Source organism: Salinivibrio sp. IB643 (assembly GCF_001996105.1).
Classification (GTDB): Bacteria; Pseudomonadota; Gammaproteobacteria; order Enterobacterales; family Vibrionaceae; genus Salinivibrio; species Salinivibrio costicola.
The window spans coordinates 71,561-88,266 of sequence record NZ_MUFF01000015.1 but is presented as its reverse complement, the minus strand read 5'-3'; the positions used below and the strand labels follow the sequence as shown (position 1 = coordinate 88,266).

Annotated in this window: 16 protein-coding genes; 12 read left to right on the top strand and 4 right to left on the bottom strand. The window is 51.6% G+C overall.

Going from position 1 to position 16,706, the window contains the following annotated elements:
• Positions 1-165: 165 nt before the first annotated feature.
• The 9 genes from BZG77_RS08590 (at position 166) to fis (ending at position 9,869) form a co-directional block, all read left to right on the top strand.
• Positions 166-1,962, top strand: coding sequence for a DUF294 nucleotidyltransferase-like domain-containing protein (locus tag BZG77_RS08590; RefSeq protein ID WP_077646933.1), 1,797 nt, complete (start codon positions 166-168; stop codon positions 1,960-1,962).
• A 1-nt stretch (position 1,963) separates the two neighbouring features.
• Complete coding sequence (locus tag BZG77_RS08585) at positions 1,964-2,587, top strand: 3'-5' exonuclease (protein WP_077646932.1); 624 nt, start codon at positions 1,964-1,966, stop codon at positions 2,585-2,587.
• 229 nt (positions 2,588-2,816) lie between these two features.
• Complete coding sequence (gene acs / locus BZG77_RS08580) at positions 2,817-4,766, top strand: acetate--CoA ligase (RefSeq protein WP_077646931.1); 1,950 nt, start codon at positions 2,817-2,819, stop codon at positions 4,764-4,766.
• A gap of 271 nt (positions 4,767-5,037) precedes the next feature.
• On the top strand, positions 5,038-5,493 hold the full coding sequence (gene aroQ / locus BZG77_RS08575) for a type II 3-dehydroquinate dehydratase (protein ID WP_077646930.1): 456 nt from the start codon (positions 5,038-5,040) through the stop codon (positions 5,491-5,493).
• A 25-nt stretch (positions 5,494-5,518) separates the two neighbouring features.
• On the top strand, positions 5,519-5,986 hold the full coding sequence (gene accB, locus BZG77_RS08570; RefSeq protein WP_077646929.1) for an acetyl-CoA carboxylase biotin carboxyl carrier protein: 468 nt from the start codon (positions 5,519-5,521) through the stop codon (positions 5,984-5,986).
• A 10-nt stretch (positions 5,987-5,996) separates the two neighbouring features.
• Complete coding sequence (gene accC / locus BZG77_RS08565; RefSeq protein ID WP_021024109.1) at positions 5,997-7,340, top strand: acetyl-CoA carboxylase biotin carboxylase subunit; 1,344 nt, start codon at positions 5,997-5,999, stop codon at positions 7,338-7,340.
• Positions 7,341-7,467: 127 nt separating this feature from the next.
• Complete coding sequence (prmA, locus tag BZG77_RS08560; RefSeq protein WP_077646928.1) at positions 7,468-8,355, top strand: 50S ribosomal protein L11 methyltransferase; 888 nt, start codon at positions 7,468-7,470, stop codon at positions 8,353-8,355.
• Positions 8,356-8,584: 229 nt separating this feature from the next.
• A complete protein-coding gene (gene dusB / locus BZG77_RS08555; protein WP_021024112.1) occupies positions 8,585-9,550 on the top strand; it encodes a tRNA dihydrouridine synthase DusB in 966 nt (321 codons plus the stop codon).
• A 22-nt stretch (positions 9,551-9,572) separates the two neighbouring features.
• On the top strand, positions 9,573-9,869 hold the full coding sequence (gene fis, locus BZG77_RS08550) for a DNA-binding transcriptional regulator Fis (RefSeq protein ID WP_021024113.1): 297 nt from the start codon (positions 9,573-9,575) through the stop codon (positions 9,867-9,869).
• Positions 9,870-9,958: 89 nt separating this feature from the next.
• Here fis and zntR read toward each other — a convergent pair whose 3' ends face one another.
• The gene (gene zntR, locus BZG77_RS08545; RefSeq protein ID WP_394329759.1) at positions 9,959-10,384 is read right to left on the bottom strand and encodes a Zn(2+)-responsive transcriptional regulator; all 426 of its coding nucleotides are present in this window, start codon (positions 10,382-10,384) and stop codon (positions 9,959-9,961) included.
• Between the two features lie 270 nt (positions 10,385-10,654).
• On the opposite strand from zntR, the gene purH reads away from it, so the two are divergent.
• Together purH and purD are read left to right on the top strand one after the other, a co-directional pair.
• Positions 10,655-12,244 (top strand): bifunctional phosphoribosylaminoimidazolecarboxamide formyltransferase/IMP cyclohydrolase, encoded by a 1,590-nt coding sequence (gene purH / locus BZG77_RS08540; RefSeq protein WP_077646927.1) that lies wholly within the window; start codon positions 10,655-10,657, stop codon positions 12,242-12,244.
• Between the two features lie 21 nt (positions 12,245-12,265).
• Complete coding sequence (gene purD / locus BZG77_RS08535) at positions 12,266-13,561, top strand: phosphoribosylamine--glycine ligase (RefSeq protein WP_077646926.1); 1,296 nt, start codon at positions 12,266-12,268, stop codon at positions 13,559-13,561.
• A gap of 147 nt (positions 13,562-13,708) precedes the next feature.
• Here the strand turns inward: purD and BZG77_RS08530 are convergent, their stop codons facing one another.
• Together BZG77_RS08530 and hupA are read right to left on the bottom strand one after the other, a co-directional pair.
• Positions 13,709-14,383: a DUF1481 domain-containing protein gene (locus BZG77_RS08530; protein ID WP_077646925.1), complete on the bottom strand. Its 675-nt coding sequence runs from the start codon at positions 14,381-14,383 to the stop codon at positions 13,709-13,711.
• A 60-nt stretch (positions 14,384-14,443) separates the two neighbouring features.
• Positions 14,444-14,716, bottom strand: coding sequence for a nucleoid-associated protein HU-alpha (hupA, locus tag BZG77_RS08525; protein ID WP_021024119.1), 273 nt, complete (start codon positions 14,714-14,716; stop codon positions 14,444-14,446).
• Positions 14,717-14,939: 223 nt separating this feature from the next.
• Between hupA and BZG77_RS08520 the strand changes: the two genes are divergently transcribed.
• Positions 14,940-16,028, top strand: coding sequence for a CNNM domain-containing protein (locus BZG77_RS08520; RefSeq protein WP_077646924.1), 1,089 nt, complete (start codon positions 14,940-14,942; stop codon positions 16,026-16,028).
• Between the two features lie 58 nt (positions 16,029-16,086).
• Here BZG77_RS08520 and BZG77_RS08515 read toward each other — a convergent pair whose 3' ends face one another.
• A complete protein-coding gene (locus BZG77_RS08515) occupies positions 16,087-16,677 on the bottom strand; it encodes a YjaG family protein (protein ID WP_077461884.1) in 591 nt (196 codons plus the stop codon).
• Positions 16,678-16,706 lie beyond the last annotated feature (29 nt).

Below are 16,706 nucleotides of genomic sequence, written 5' to 3'. Positions count from 1 at the left end.
TAAGTGTCGCAGTAATAGGACGGGAAAAAAAGACACAAGCTGCGCTTATTGATGGCAAAACATTGATCTCGTCGGTGAAGCCGTCGTAACTGGCTAGACTAAAGTCGGCTAGCAGGATCGCGAGGGCTAAGACACACTGAGGTTATCATAGTGAGGAGTGCGATTATGCCTGAACCTTTTGACACCTCGCAGCCACCGTTTGATTGCCTAACGCCCGCACAAGCCAAACAATGTCGACAAGCGCTGGATGTTGGCTATTTTCGGCGTGGTGACAGCCTGATCCATGCAGGCGATACGGGTGAGCAGCTGTTTATTATTATTAAAGGCAGTGTCGAAGAAGTCTCAGAAGACGGCCAAGAAGTGTTTTCTCACTATACGTCTGAGGATTTATTTGACGTCCCCGCGCTCGTGCACGGCACCGCCAAACATCAATACCGCGCCTTAGAAGATACGCTTTGTCACCTATTACCGGCCGAGGTATTTCTTGCGATCTACCATAGTAATCAAGACTTCCGCGATTACTTTGAGACCAACTTACAACGCCGACAAGCGTTAATGGTCCAGGCACGTCAGCAACAAAACCTCGCCGAATTTATGCTCACCAGGATTGATGATAGTAATATTCAACCTGCGTTATGTATTTCCCCAACGCTGACGATAAAAGCCGCGACCGCGCAAATGAAAGCCGAACGCTGTGACTGTGCATTGGTGACGTTTGATGATGGAGACTGCGGGATCATTACCCGGACGAACTTATTACACGCTTTGGTGCTCGATGGCTATGATCAATCCGCCCCCGTTGGCGAGGTGGCCACGCGCCCTGTGGTCAGTGTTGAGCGCGGTGACTTTCTTTTTCACGCCATGATCAGTATGACACGCCAGCGCGTGAAGCGTGTGCGCGTGATCGACCAGCAAGAGCAAACCGCCGGGATGCTTGACCTGCCGCAAGTGCTAAGCCTATTTTCAACCCACTCACACGTGCTCAACTTGCAAATTGCACGCGCCCAAACCATTGATGAGTTAGTTATCGCCGCCAATAGCCAGAGCAAACTGGTGCATACCCTATTTAACAACGGCATCCATACCCGCTTTGTAATGCAACTCATCGCCACCGTGAATGAACAAATCATGGAAAAAGCCTTTCGCTTGTTGGTGCCCGAGACCTATCAAAACCAGTGCTGCATGGTGGTGATGGGCTCTGAAGGGCGCGGTGAGCAAGTGCTTAAAACCGACCAAGACAACGCATTAATCCTGGCCGACAATCTAGACTGGCCGGATTGTCAGCAAGTCATGGCGACCTTTTCACACACGCTTTATCAACTGGGCTACCCGCCCTGTCCCGGCAATGTGATGGTCAGCAACCCCAAATGGGTAAAAACCGCCTCGCAATGGCAACAAACCGTGCGCAACCTCGTCCAAAGTGCCAACCATCAAAGCGTGATGGATCTGGCCATCTTAGCCGATAGCCAGGCAATTGCAGGGGATCTCAGCTTGATTAATGCGATCCAAACACCACTTCACGAGGCGTTAAGTGACAATATGTTGGCGCTTAATACCTTTGTGCGTCCCGCGCTGGCCTTCCGGGTTCCTTTGACCGTGTTTGGTTCGCTTAAAAGCAGTAAAGAAGGGCTAGATATTAAAAAAGGCGGCATTTTCCCGATCGTCCACGGTGTTCGCACCATGAGCTTAGAAAAAGGGATCACCGAGGCCAATACCTTTGAGAGGCTCGCGCAACTGGCCCAGTTAGGCACACTTGCCGACGAGACGGCAGAAAACCTGTCAGAGGCGCTAAAACTGTTTATTCGTCTTCGTCTACGCCAACAACTTCGTGGTGAGCAGCAAAGTAACCGTCTGGATGTGGCCGACTTACCGTCGAGTGAACGCGATCTGTTGCGCCACGGGTTGCACGTGGTGAAAAAGTTTAAACAATCCCTCGCATTCCACTATCATGTGAGGGATTAACGTGAACGAGCTAGCTCGCTATTGGTATCGCTATCGGTTGCGCCACTCTCCTTATCGCGCGCTCTTTTTACCGCCAGATAAACGTACCCTGATATCACTGGATTGTGAAACCACCAGCCTTGACCCAGCTCATGCCGAGTTAGTCACGATTGCGGCGACACCAATCAAAGGCAACCGTATTCTGACCAGTCAATCGCTAACACTCACTCTTGACGCGCCCGAAAGTTTAAGCGCCGGCTCCGTGCGCATTCATCAATTGCGTCATCAAGATCTTGTCCATGGTGTCAGTGCCAAGCAGGCCATGACCTCACTGATCCACTTCATCGGTAATCATCCTTTGGTTGGCTACCATATCCGCTACGACAAAAGCATTTTGGATCGCTATGCCCGTCAATATCTTGGTTTCCCGCTGCCCAACCCACTGATTGAAGTCAGCGACATTTATCAACGCAAATTAGAGCGCCTACTCCCTAATGCTTATCATGACATCAGCATGGAAGCGATCAGTCGCCATCTAGAGATTCCCCTTCCTGCTCGCCATGATGCTTTAGACGATGCCTTAGCAGCGGCCCTGATTTATGTTCGTCTGACGCAAGGCGAGATGCCAATCCCTCAATCTCGGTAATCCAGCGCCCTTGAATCGCAATAAAAGTGCGATCCAGCGCCCAGTTACTGGTCTACCAACACCACAATCCACTTAAAAATCAAGGGGCTCATCCTAAAGTCTAATTGCCGAATAGCCTTATCTGTCACACCTTTACTGCATGGTTTACGTTTGCCAGGCCGCGGTAACGCCTGACATCTCACGACATGGAAGCGCCGCGCGGAGCATCGCGGACACGAGGAGAAACAGGATGAGCGATAGTCACGTATATCCCGTCATGCCTTCAATTGCACAAAAGGCACACGCTGATGAGGCCAAATATCAAGCTCTCTATCAGCAGTCAATTACCGACCCTGAGGGTTTTTGGCGAGAACAAGGCCAGATAATTGATTGGATAAAACCTTACAGCAACGTCAAGCACACGTCCTTTGATACGGGGCATGTCGATATTCGCTGGTTTGAAGATGGCACACTCAACGTGGCGGCTAACTGTATTGATCGCCACCTAAAAGACAAAGGCGATCAAATCGCGTTGATTTGGGAAGGCGATGATCCCAACGACGATGCGACCCTGACTTACCAAGCCCTTTACGAGCACGTGGGTCGCTTTGCTAACGCCCTAAAAGCGCAAGGGGTTAAAAAAGGCGATGTGGTTTGCTTGTATATGCCGATGGTCATGGAAGCGGCCATCGCGATGCTCGCTTGTGCGCGCATTGGGGCGGTGCATACCGTCGTATTCGGTGGCTTCTCCCCTGAAGCGCTTGCTGGCCGCATCATTGACTCGAACGCGAAAGTGGTGATAACTGCGGATGAAGGGGTACGCGGTGGCCGTGCCGTCCCATTAAAGCAAAATGTCGATGAAGCGCTAACCCACCCCAACGTGAAGTCAATCGAAAAAGTGGTGGTCTACCAGCGCACCGGTGGCGACATTGATTGGCATCATCACCGCGATGTCTGGTGGCATGAGGTCACGGAAAACGCATCGGTGGATTGCCCCGCAGAAGAAATGCAGGCTGAAGATCCCCTTTTCATTCTCTACACCTCCGGCTCCACCGGCACCCCCAAAGGCGTTCTCCACACCACAGGCGGATACTTAGTTTACGCCGCAATGACCTTTAAATATGTTTTCGATTATCAAGACGGCGAGGTGTTCTGGTGTACGGCCGATGTCGGCTGGATTACCGGTCACAGCTATCTGGTGTATGGCCCGCTCGCGAACGGGGCAAAAACCCTTTTATTCGAAGGTGTCCCCACCTACCCGACCACGGCGCGAATGAGTGAAGTGGTCGATAAGCACCAGGTCAATATCCTCTACACCGCCCCCACCGCGATTCGCGCACTGATGGCCAAAGGCAATGAAGCCGTTGCCGGCACCCAACGTAATTCGCTACGGATCATGGGATCGGTCGGCGAGCCCATTAACCCGGAGGCCTGGGAGTGGTATCACAGCACCATCGGTAATCAAGCCTGCCCAATTGTCGATACTTGGTGGCAAACAGAGACGGGCGGGATTTTGATTACGCCCCTCCCTGGCGCCACGCCACTTAAACCGGGCTCAGCAACGCGTCCTTTCTTTGGTGTTCAGCCAGCGCTGGTCGACAACATGGGCAACCTTCTTGATGGCGCGACAGAGGGTAACCTCGTCATGCTCGACTCGTGGCCAGGACAGATGCGGACCGTCTTTGGCGATCACGACCGCTTCGAGCAAACTTACTTCTCCACCTTTAAAGGCATGTACTTTACCGGTGACGGGGCGCGCCGCGATCAGGACGGTTATTACTGGATCACCGGGCGCGTCGATGATGTCCTCAATATCTCGGGGCACCGAATGGGCACCGCCGAAGTCGAATCCGCTTTGGTGGCATTTAATAAGATTGCTGAAGCAGCAATTGTTGGGGTACCTCATGATGTCAAAGGCCAAGCCATTTATGCCTATATCACCCTCAACGCCGGTGAAGTGCCGAGCGCCGAGTTGCATAAAGAAGTAAAAGAATGGGTGCGAAAAGAAATCGGACCGATCGCCACGCCAGATTTCATTCATTGGACCGATGCGCTCCCTAAAACACGTTCCGGTAAAATCATGCGCCGAATTCTGCGTAAAATTGCCACAGGCGAAACCGGAAGCTTGGGAGATACGTCTACCCTTGCCGACCCGAGTGTGGTGGATAAGCTTATTGCAGAAAAAGAGAGTGTGGTGTAACCCTCACGAGAGATTGCTTAGCAACCTTTGCCGCCCACGGGCGGCTTTTTTATTCTTGCGCGCTAAACCTGCTTTAGCGCGCATTTTTTCAACACCAACAGGACGAAGTGTGCTGATTAGACCAGTATTTTGCTGCGATTTGCGGTGAATTCTCTATAATTGCTATCACAAAGGATAAAATCGCATGTAGCGTACCATCACAGCATGCGTACCAGCAGGAATTCACACTAAGCTGACACGATGTTAGCGAATAGGAGAAGTAAGCCTCAAGATGCCGACAAGAAACCACATTTTAGTCTTAAACGGTCCGAACCTTAACTTGCTCGGACGCCGTGAGCCTGAACACTATGGCTCTCAGACCCTCGCGCAAATCATGGCCGCATTAGAGGCCCAAGCCACAGAGTTGGCATTGACTCTTGAGCACTTTCAATCCAACAGTGAAGCTAGCCTCATTGATAAAATCCACCAAGCGATGGAAAGCGTGGATTTTATTATTATTAACCCAGCCGCTTTGACGCACACCTCGGTTGCATTGCGCGATGCACTGCTCGGGGTCAACATTCCCTTTATTGAAGTGCATTTATCTAATGTTCACGCCCGCGAACCCTTCCGACATCATTCCTATTTGTCGGATAAAGCGGTCGGCGTGATCAGTGGCCTAGGGGCTGATGGTTACGAATTCGCCTTAACAGCTGCCGCACGCCACCTCGCGTTTGCGGCCCAGTAAAACAAAACATAAGAAGAGACGTATCATGGATATCCGCAAGATTAAAAAACTGATCGAACTTGTCGAAGAGTCGGGCATCTCCGAACTCGAGATTGCCGAAGGTGAAGAGTCAGTACGAATCAGTCGCTCAGCACCTGCAGCGCCAGCCCAAATGGCTGCGCCACAGTACGCACCACAATACGCAGCACCGGCTGCGCCAGCACCCGCGCCTGCCCCCGAGGTTTCTGCCGCAGAGCCAGCAAGCGCACCTAAACCGACTGGCCATCAGGTTCTGTCACCCATGGTTGGTACCTTCTACCGTGCACCGAGCCCAGAGTCGGCAGCATTTGTCGAAGTCGGCAGCCAAGTGAAAGAAGGCGACGCCTTGTGTATCGTTGAAGCCATGAAAATGATGAACCAAATCCAAGCCGATAAGAGCGGGGTGGTGAAAGCGATTCTGTGTGAAGACGGCCAGCCCATTGAATTCGACGAACCACTCGTGATCATCGAATAAGCGAGGGCGCATGTTAGATAAAATTGTAATTGCTAACCGTGGTGAAATTGCACTGCGGATTTTGCGTGCTTGTAAAGAGCTCGGCATTAAAACCGTGGCGGTGCATTCCACCGCAGATCGCGATCTTAAGCATGTCTTGTTAGCCGACGAAACCGTCTGTATTGGCCCCGCGCCAAGCAATCAAAGCTACTTGAACATTCCTCGCATTATCAGTGCCGCTGAAATCACCGGTGCCGTTGCCATTCATCCTGGCTACGGCTTCTTATCAGAAAATGCCGATTTCGCCGAGCAAGTCGAACGCTCAGGGTTTGTGTTTGTTGGCCCAAGAGCAGAAACCATTCGTCTGATGGGGGACAAGGTCTCCGCGATCGAATCGATGAAAAAAGCGGGCGTGCCCTGTGTGCCAGGTTCAGATGGCCCTCTGGGTAGCGATCAAGAGAAAAACAAAGCGATCGCCAAGCGTATCGGGTATCCCGTCATTATCAAAGCGTCTGGCGGCGGCGGTGGCCGTGGTATGCGTGTGGTTCGTGCCGAATCGGAACTGATTGACGCCATTGCCATGACGCGTTCTGAAGCAAAATCCGCGTTCAGCAACGACATGGTTTACATGGAAAAATTCCTTGAAAACCCACGTCATGTTGAAGTGCAGGTACTCGCAGACGGTCAAGGTGGTGCCATTCATCTCGGTGAACGCGATTGCTCAATGCAACGCCGCCATCAAAAAGTGGTCGAAGAAGCCCCTGCACCAGGGATCACTGCAGAAATGCGTAAGTTTATTGGTGAACGTTGCTGCCGCGCGTGTGTTGAAATTGGCTATCGCGGCGCCGGTACCTTTGAATTCTTGTATGAAAACGGCGAGTTCTTCTTTATCGAGATGAATACACGTATTCAAGTTGAGCACCCTGTGACAGAAATGGTCACGGGTATCGATTTGGTTAAAGAGCAACTGCGTATCGCTGCCGGTCAGCCGCTGTCGTTTACGCAAGACGATATTCAGATTCGTGGTCATGCGGTCGAGTGCCGGATAAACGCCGAAGATCCAGAGCGCTTTATCCCCAGTCCAGGACAAATCCAACGCTTTCATTCGCCAGGTGGCATGGGTGTACGCTGGGAGTCCCATGTCTATACGGGCTATCACGTGCCTCCCCATTACGACTCCATGGTCGGCAAGCTTATTTGTTATGGGGAAAACCGCGACGTTGCGATTGCTCGCATGAGAAATGCGCTCGCTGAGACGGTGATCGACGGCATAAAAACCAATATCCCACTCCAGATCGACATTATGAATGACGAGCACTTCCAACGCGGTGGTGCCAACATTCATTACCTCGAGAAGAAGCTCGGCTTGTCATGACCAGAGCGTAGAACGATAAATAGACGCAAAGCGGCCTGCATATTAGTAGGCCGCTTTTTGTTTGCAGCATGCACAGTGTTGATCTGATAAAATCTTCAGTATTCCTTATCCTGACACGAGACTCACCATGCCTTGGATCCAATTAAAACTGAACGCCAATGCCGACAATGCTGAAGCACTTGGCGATCTACTGATGGAAGAAGCCGGCGCGTTGTCTGTGACCTTCCTTGATGCCAAAGACACCCCGGTTTTTGAGCCTTTACCCGGCGAAACCCGCTTGTGGGGCGAAACTGACATCATGGCGTTGTATGATGCACAAGCCGATATGGATACCGTATTAGCGGTACTAAACGCGAGCCCATTGCTGGCTGACAACTTTGCCCACAAGATCGAGCAGCTCGAAGACAAAGACTGGGAACGGGCATGGATGGATAACTTTAAGCCGATTCAATTTGGCGAGCGTCTGTGGATCTGTCCGACCTGGTGTGAGGTCCCCGATGACACGGCAGTCAACGTGATGCTGGATCCTGGACTCGCCTTTGGCACCGGCTCTCACCCAACCACGGCTCTTTGTTTAGAGTGGCTTGATAGCTTGGATCTAAACGGAAAAACCGTGATTGATTTTGGCTGTGGCTCAGGCATTCTAGCCATTGCGGCTATCAAGCTGGGCGCTGAGCGGGTCATTGGCATTGATATCGATCCCCAAGCCCTGCTCGCCTCCAAGGACAACGCTGAGCGTAATGGTGTTGCCGATCAACTGCACCTGTATCTCCCGAAAGACCAACCGGCCGATCTGAAAGCAGATGTGGTCGTGGCCAATATTCTCGCTGGCCCACTCCGTGAGCTTTCTAGCGTGATCAAAGGGCTGATCAAACCAAATGGTCAACTAGCGATGTCTGGCGTTCTCGATTCTCAAGCCGAAGACGTTGCTAATCACTATCGCGATCGTCTCGATATTAACCCGATCGTCGAACGTGAAGAGTGGTGCCGGATAAGCGGCCAGTTGCTCACTTAATCGGTCAGATCGTCGCGCTATGAGCTTGCCGCACAAGTAACTTTTGTTGGTAAGCCATGGTTGACGTGCTACTTGAAATGCTTGATTAATCAGCGAAACGCGGCTGATACAAAAAGTGCGAGAAAAATCAAGCCATCAATGCTCAAATATTGTCCTTTTCAGACGCAGCAAAAATGCGTAAAATGCGCGCCCTTGCTGACTCAGAGCGGCTGAAGAGGATTTAGAGCTTTTGCGTATCGGACCTTACACCCTGGATGTCCCTTTGATCGTCGCCCCAATGGCCGGCGTGACGGACCGACCATTTCGTGAGCTATGCCTTGCGCATGGTGCCGGTATGGCTATCAGTGAAATGATGTCATCCAATCCAGCTTTGTGGCGGACGAACAAATCGCAAAAGCGCATGGTTCATATTGACGAATCCGGTCTACGCTCAGTGCAAATCGCGGGGGCTGAACCCGAGCTTATGGCTGAGGCGGCGCGATTTTGTGTCGAGAACGGGGCGCAAGTGATTGACATCAACATGGGTTGCCCAATGAAAAAGGTCAATAAAAAGCTAGCAGGCTCTGCATTGCTAACTCGACCCGATCTGATTGAGCAAATCCTAACAGCCACGGTAAACGCGGTGGATGTTCCCGTGACGCTTAAAACGCGTACAGGCTGGGATCCGGACAATAAGAACTGTGTAACGATCGCCCGGATGGCGGAAGATTGTGGTATCCAAGCCCTTGCACTGCATGGCCGCACGCGTGCTTGCATGTACAAAGGTGAGGCAGAGTACGACAGCATTAAAGCTGCGAAAGCAGCGGTATCGATTCCGGTGATAGCCAATGGCGACATTGATTCACCAGAAAAGGCCCAGTATGTTCTCGACTATACAGGGGCAGATGCCGTAATGATTGGTCGCCCTGCTCAGGGACGCCCGTGGATTTTTCGCGAAATCCACCACTATCTCACCACAGGTGAGCACTTGCCTGCCCCTTCATTAGAAGAGGTTAGGACGATTTTGTTGGGTCATGTTCAAGAGCTTCATCAATTTTATGGGGAGCTCAAAGGATTACGTATTGCCCGAAAGCACGTGGGCTGGTACCTCAAAGAGCATGATCAAATTGGCGACTTTCGCCGCACCTTCAACGCAATCGAAGATGCACAACAGCAGATCGATGCGCTGCAAGGCTACTTCGACAACGTTGCATAAATACGAGAAGAGCTGACAGAATATGTTCGAACAAAACCTGACTTCCGAAACATTGACAGTAACAACTGTAACTTCACAAGATCAAATTACGCAAAAGCCACTTCGTGACTCTGTAAAAGCGTCCTTGAAGAACTACCTCGCGCAATTGAATGGCCAGGAAGTCAACGATCTGTATGAGCTTGTCCTCGCAGAAGTTGAGCAGCCACTGCTGGATACCATCATGCAATACACCCGCGGTAACCAAACCCGCGCAGCCACCATGATGGGCATCAACCGCGGTACATTGCGTAAGAAACTGAAAAAGTATGGCATGAACTAATCAATCATTAGTTTAGCTGTGATAAAACGGGCTAACCGTCAATCGGTTAGCCCGTTTTTGTTTTCTCTGATGGTGCAACGCACCTTTCCTTAACAGCATGAGTTGGAATCTTCACTGTCCGCCAGGGTTTCCAATATAGAGCAATGGGTCGCGTCATCGTCGTCCATACCGCAGCAGGCGGCATTTAAACGTGTAAGGGCATGCTTGACCCGCTCAAGCGCGGCTATCTTCTCTGAGACCTCATTCAGGCGCCGCTGGGTGATCCCTTTTACTTCTGCACAGGTGTGTAAGGTCGCTTCTTCGCGAATGTCAGACAGCTCGTGAATTTCATCAAGCGATAATCCCATTTCTTTGCCGCGCAAAATGAACATGACTTGGCTAATGGCATCATCGGCATAAAGCCGGTATCCCCCCTCTGTACGCGCACTCGGCGCCAACAAGCCAGACTTTTCATAAAAACGCAGCGTATCGGTGGAAACACCACAGTGCTTGGCTAGCTCACCTATTTGCAGCAACTTGGTCATCACCGCTCCTTTTCATGTTGGATGAACTTTCTTTTTGTAGCAAAGGCGGGCCCTTATGACCAGCGTTGCATCAAGGCAAGCAACGACAGCTGGACAAAAACAATAAAAATGTCGCCATCAGCAAATAGCAATCGATTGCGCAAACAAAATCAGATAGAATAGCGCCGCTTTGACAATTGGCAGTTTAATAAAGTTTACCTATGTGGTTAGCCATGGTGGGCTTTGATAAGCATTCAATCTGTCAGTGAAGAGAACTAAGCCATGGAAAATCTGCGTCCTATTCGTCGCGCGTTACTGAGCGTGTCTGATAAAACCGGTGTGGTCGAGTTTGCCCAAGCACTCGCCCAACGCGGTGTCGAACTGCTATCGACCGGCGGCACGGCCCGTTTACTCGCAGAAAACGGCCTTGCGGTCACCGAAGTCTCCGAGCATACCGGCTTCCCAGAAATGATGGATGGCCGCGTGAAAACCCTCCACCCGAAAATTCACGGTGGTATTCTGGGCCGGCGCGGTCAAGATGATGCGGTGATGGAACAGCATCAGATAGCACCGATTGATATGGTAGTAGTGAACCTCTACCCGTTCGCACAAACCGTTGCCAACCCAGATTGCACACGTGAGCAAGCCATTGAGAATATCGATATCGGCGGCCCAACCATGGTGCGCTCAGCGGCGAAAAACCATACTGATGTCACCATTGTGGTGAATAGCCAAGACTATGATCGCGTGCTCACCGAGATGGATCAGCGCCAGCAGTCTTTGACACATGCCACGCGCTTTGATTTAGCGATTGCCGCGTTTGAGCACACCGCGACCTACGATGCCATGATTGCGAATTACTTTGGCACCCAAGTCCCTGCCTATCATCACGCAGAAGACAGCCAAGGCTCGCCATTCCCACGCACCCTGACCCAACATTGGGTTAAAAAGCAAGACATGCGCTATGGCGAGAACAGCCATCAGGCGGGCGCCTTTTATACTGAAGCCCACCCGCAAGAAGCCTCGGTGGCCACGGCTACCCAACTGCAGGGCAAGGCGCTGTCTTATAACAATATCGCTGACACCGATGCGGCATTAGAGTGCGTGAAAGAGTTTGAACAGCCTGCCTGCGTGATTGTAAAACACGCCAATCCCTGTGGCGTTGCTATCGGTGAAGACTTACTCAGTGCCTATCAGCGCGCTTATCAAACCGATCCGACCTCAGCATTTGGTGGCATTATTGCCTTTAACCGTGAGCTGGACGGCGACACGGCACACGCCATTGTTGAGCGTCAATTTGTCGAAGTGATCATCGCGCCGCGCGTCAGTGACGCCGCCAAAGCGGTGGTTGCGGCAAAGAAAAACGTCCGCCTTCTCGAGTGTGGCCAATGGCAAGCGCGCACCACAGGTTGGGATAGCAAGCGCGTCAATGGCGGCTTGTTAGTCCAAGCACGCGACCAAGGCATGGTCGGTTTAGACGATTTGCGGATTGTCACTGAGCGTCAGCCCACAGACAAAGAGCTAAGCGATGCGCTATTTTGCTGGAAAGTGGCAAAATACGTAAAATCGAACGCGATTGTGTATGCCAAAGACAGCATGACCATCGGCGTCGGCGCCGGCCAAATGAGCCGCGTCTACTCGGCGAAAATAGCCGGCATCAAAGCGGCCGATGAGCAGCTCGAAGTGGCCGGTAGTGTAATGGCCTCTGATGCCTTCTTCCCTTTCCGTGACGGCATTGATGCTGCGGCAAAAGCTGGGATCACCTGCGTGATCCAGCCGGGTGGCTCAATGCGTGATGAAGAAGTGATTGCCGCCGCCAATGAGCATGGCATGGCGATGGTCTTTACCGGTATGCGCCATTTCCGCCACTAAGTGGGCGATGAAGGAGAACACATGAAGGTATTAGTAATTGGTGGCGGTGGCCGCGAGCATGCGCTAGCGTGGAAAGCCGCGCAATCATCCAACGTTGAGATCGTATATTGCGCGCCGGGAAACGCCGGCACCGCGCATGAAAACAAGTTGAGTAACATTGCGATCGCAGCTGATGACGTTGAAGGGTTGCTGGCCTTTGCTCGTGAGCAACAGATTGATTTAACCATCGTCGGCCCTGAAGCGCCCTTGGTGTTGGGCGTGGTCGATGCCTTCCGTGAGCACGGCTTGCCCATCTTTGGTCCTACCCAAGCAGCGGCGCAACTTGAGGGGTCTAAAGCCTTCAGTAAAGACTTTTTAGCGCGCCATGGCATTCCCACCGCTGACTACCAAACCTTTGCCAAGGTGGAGCCTGCACTGGCCTACATCGCGGAAAAAGGCGCGCCCATTGTGGTCAAAGCCGACGGCCTTGCCGCTGGCAAAGGGGTCATTGTGGCGATGACCGAGCAAGAAGCGACTGAGGCCGTACGCGATATGCTCTCGGGCAATGCGTTTGGTGAAGCGGGCCACCGCGTGGTCATCGAGGAATTTCTGCAAGGTGAAGAAGCAAGCTTTATCGTCATGGTGGATGGTGAGCATGTGCTGCCAATGGCCACCAGCCAAGACCACAAACGGGTCGGAGAAGGCGATACCGGCCTCAACACCGGCGGTATGGGTGCATACTCGCCCGCCCCTGTGGTCACCGACGTCATTCACCAACGCGTGATGGACGAGGTGATTATGCCCACCGTCAAAGGGATGTATGCGGATGGTGCGCCCTATACCGGCTTTTTATACGCAGGATTGATGATCGCCGCCGATGGGACGCCAAAAGTGATTGAGTTTAACTGTCGCTTTGGCGATCCGGAAACTCAACCGATTATGATGCGTTTACAATCTGACTTGGTGGAGCTTTGCCTGGCAGGCACGCAAGGACGCCTCAATAAAGTCGATTCTCAGTGGGATCCACGTGCAGCCGTCGGCGTGGTTTTAGCCGCAGGTGGCTATCCAGGAGACTATCGTAAGGGCGATCGTATTACTGGGCTGCCTACCGATAGCGATACCGCCAAAGTATTTCATGCCGGTACTGCGCTCAACAACGGCGACATTGTCACATCTGGCGGGCGTGTACTCTGTGCAACGGCACTGGGAGAGACGGTAACAGCCGCCAAACAAGGCGCTGACGCGCTTGCCGCTATGATTTACTGGCCAGGCTGCTTTTATCGCAGTGACATCGCCCACCGCGCGGTATCTCGCGAAAAAGCTGATTTATCGACTTAATGTTACATCGCGGCATGCCGCATCCAGCAAGCCAGACCCGATAAATGCGCCACCAAGGCGCATTTTTTATATCCGCGGTTTTTACGTGTCGACGAGCTTTTTTGCTTCGATAGGGTTTTGTTCATCGAGCGTCTATTCATCGAGCTTTTATTCGTCAAGTAAGCGAGGGCGCTGCAAACAGGCTTTGTTATTATCGACATACACAAGAAAGTCGATGTTATCGCGTAGGATACCTGAATCGCCACCTGCAACCACAAAGGTGCCGGGCTGACTTATCTGCGAAACCACGCTGGGATCAATCGTGTCAGAAAATGTCCAACGCTGGGTATCGCCACGACAATCGACCCAACGGTCGCCCTGACGCTGCGCTTGCCACACTGATACATCACGTGACAACTGCGTTTTTGCTTGCTGCTGTACTTGATTGGCTTCTTGATAAAGGCGGGTCAGTGTCGCGCTACTCAAGGGGAGTAAGGTTTCATCTTGCTGATAGCGCTGAAAGACAGGCTCACCACTGGCATCAAATCGAACATAGATAGAGAAGGGAGCTAATGCGGCGCCCGCCAGCTGTGTGCCCTCTCGTTTGATTGCACGCAAGCTGCCGTCTCGCCAGACATACTCGCTACGATAACGACCATAATCGCCCTGCCACACTTGCTCGGCTAAACCAATCACCTGCCCTTGCTGACTATCCAACCAGTAAACAGCGCGATAATCGCCGGCGGAAGCGGCGGTCATATGTGTGACCGGCTTGGAAGGCTGCCCACTTGAGCACCCAACCAGGGTGGCCATCAACGCGACTATCCAAAATTTAGAACGCATCACGAGTCCACATTCAAAAACGCCATAGCGAGAAGGCTATGGCGACATGAGCGGTAACGCTTACTTAACCGCGTCTTTTAACGCTTTACCCGCAACAAACGCAGGTACATTTGCTGCCGCAATTTGAATTTCTTGACCCGTTTGTGGGTTGCGACCAGTGCGTGCTGCACGGTGGTTCAATTTAAACGTACCGAAGCCAATCAGTTGTACCTGCTCGCCTTCTTTCAAAGCGCCTTCAATACCGCCTAAAGTCGCTTCCAAAGCGGTTTTCGCTTGTGCTTTTGAAAGTTCTGCTTTTTCTGCGATCAGGTCGATCAGTTGGGTCTTGTTCATTATGTCTTCCCTTCTAGGTTTTTTAGAGACGAAGTCACTCTAATTCAAAAGAAGCCCGGCTGGCAAAGGTTTGTGGTGCTCTGTGTGGCTGTATGGAGGCTCTTTAACCACAAACTGAGCGCGAACTCACAATTTGTTGCGTTTTTTCTCAGTTGAAAGGTTGTAAACGCCCGCCAATGGCCTGATCTTTAGAGTGTTGACTGACTTTTAACTTCGGAAATTTATGCTCATTCTGATCCTTTTTATCTCGCTTTCAATTGGTGTGTCTTTCATATGCTCAGTACTGGAAGCTATTTTGCTGAGCATCACACCGAGCTATATTGCCAATCTAAGAAACCAAGGTCACCCAGCCGCAGAGCGGCTCAACGCGCTTAAAAAAGATATTGATCGGCCACTCGCATCCATTCTGACACTGAATACCATTGCGCATACAGTTGGAGCCGCCGGTGCAGGCGCGCAAGCTGCCCATGTGTTTGGTGATGCTTGGGTCGGGGTATTCTCCGCCGTTCTTACACTGGCGATTCTTCTTTTATCAGAAATCATTCCTAAAACCATTGGCGCCAATTTCTGGCCTCAACTGGCACCCAGTGCCGCCGTCATTCTAAAGTGGATGGTCTGGGCATTAACGCCGTTTGTTTGGCTGTCCGAACAAATCACCAAGCGGCTGAGCGCAGATACCACGCATGTCAAACTGCGTGACGAAATTTCAGCGATGGCAATGCTGGCATCTGAAAGTGGCGAAATGGGCGAAGATGAAACGCAAATGCTCAATAACATGCTTAAATTACGCGATCTTCCTGCCACTCAACTTATGACGCCACGTCCCGTATTATTTCGTGTTCCCGCCGATATGGATGTTAACACCTTTCTCAAGGAACATGGCGATTGCCCCTTCTCACGTCCTCTTGTCTACGGTGAGCAGCGTGACGATATTTTGGGGTTTGTCCACAAATCCAATATCTATGAAGTCAAAACCGAAGGGGCAGGACAAACACAGTTAGGCAACTTGATGCGTCCACTCGCGGTGATCTTACCCGGTAATACGGTCTTACAAGCATTTGATATTTTAATGATTCGCCGCGCTCAATTGGCGATGATTGTCGACGAATACGGCACGGTACAAGGGATTATCACGCTCGAGGACATTTTTGAGTATCTCACCGGAAGAGAAATCATTGATGAGGCGGACACCGTGACGGACATGCAGCAACTGGCTTATCAGCGCTGGGACGCCTGGAAGAAGCAGCATAATATGATTGAAAGCCAAGACGATGACGAGCCACCGGTACAACGACATACCGATGAGTCATAACTCGAAAAGGCGGCCTAGGCCGCCTTTCTGTTCTTACTAACGTTTTGACAACTCATGCTTACTCAGCACGCAACCCTAGATTACTCACGCCAGCTTCTCGGAGCTCTTGCCGGATGCCTTTGAGCATCTCCACATCACGACTTTCGGCACTTTTCAGCACACGGAAGATTGCCCACTGGGCATCCCATTCCTCACAAACCGCCTCAAACGCCTTTTGATTGTCATCGGTTACCGTTTCACCGGTTTGTGCTTCTTCAAGCTGGGCAACACTGAGGACCGACTGCTGAGAAACTTTTAATGTAATGGGCAAGATTTCATCACGATCTAACAAAGCGTGAAGAAGCTGAGACAAGGCAATACAGGCATCAATCGCCGGATACGTCAGATAGATGGCATCGTCATCAGCCACAGGGATCAATGGCTCGAGCTTTTCTAATTGGCGCTCAAAGTCAATTTTAGCCGTTTTGACCGTTTGCGATTCCCAAACCGCATCGAGAATATTGCGAAACGCTTGCGGGTCGGCAAATTCTGTTTGCGCACAGAAAAGCGCGTAGTTTGGCACCATACGCTCCACCAGCGCAGCCATAAAACTAATATGTTGCCAATTCTCACATTTTTCCAAACGCAGTTGTAAAGGGTTTCGTAACATAGCTAATTGATCTTTAATAGCGGGAAGGA

Coding starts and splice junctions, on each gene's coding strand:
- BZG77_RS08590 (WP_077646933.1), top strand. CDS start 166: ATGCCTGAACCTTTTGACACCTCGCAGCCACCGTTTGATTGCCTAACG.
- acs (WP_077646931.1), top strand. CDS start 2,817: ATGAGCGATAGTCACGTATATCCCGTCATGCCTTCAATTGCACAAAAG.
- aroQ (WP_077646930.1), top strand. CDS start 5,038: ATGCCGACAAGAAACCACATTTTAGTCTTAAACGGTCCGAACCTTAAC.
- accB (WP_077646929.1), top strand. CDS start 5,519: ATGGATATCCGCAAGATTAAAAAACTGATCGAACTTGTCGAAGAGTCG.
- accC (WP_021024109.1), top strand. CDS start 5,997: ATGTTAGATAAAATTGTAATTGCTAACCGTGGTGAAATTGCACTGCGG.
- prmA (WP_077646928.1), top strand. CDS start 7,468: ATGCCTTGGATCCAATTAAAACTGAACGCCAATGCCGACAATGCTGAA.
- fis (WP_021024113.1), top strand. CDS start 9,573: ATGTTCGAACAAAACCTGACTTCCGAAACATTGACAGTAACAACTGTA.
- purH (WP_077646927.1), top strand. CDS start 10,655: ATGGAAAATCTGCGTCCTATTCGTCGCGCGTTACTGAGCGTGTCTGAT.
- purD (WP_077646926.1), top strand. CDS start 12,266: ATGAAGGTATTAGTAATTGGTGGCGGTGGCCGCGAGCATGCGCTAGCG.
- BZG77_RS08530 (WP_077646925.1), bottom strand. CDS start 14,383: ATGCGTTCTAAATTTTGGATAGTCGCGTTGATGGCCACCCTGGTTGGG.
- hupA (WP_021024119.1), bottom strand. CDS start 14,716: ATGAACAAGACCCAACTGATCGACCTGATCGCAGAAAAAGCAGAACTT.
- BZG77_RS08520 (WP_077646924.1), top strand. CDS start 14,940: ATGCTCATTCTGATCCTTTTTATCTCGCTTTCAATTGGTGTGTCTTTC.
- BZG77_RS08515 (WP_077461884.1), bottom strand. CDS start 16,677: ATGTTACGAAACCCTTTACAACTGCGTTTGGAAAAATGTGAGAATTGG.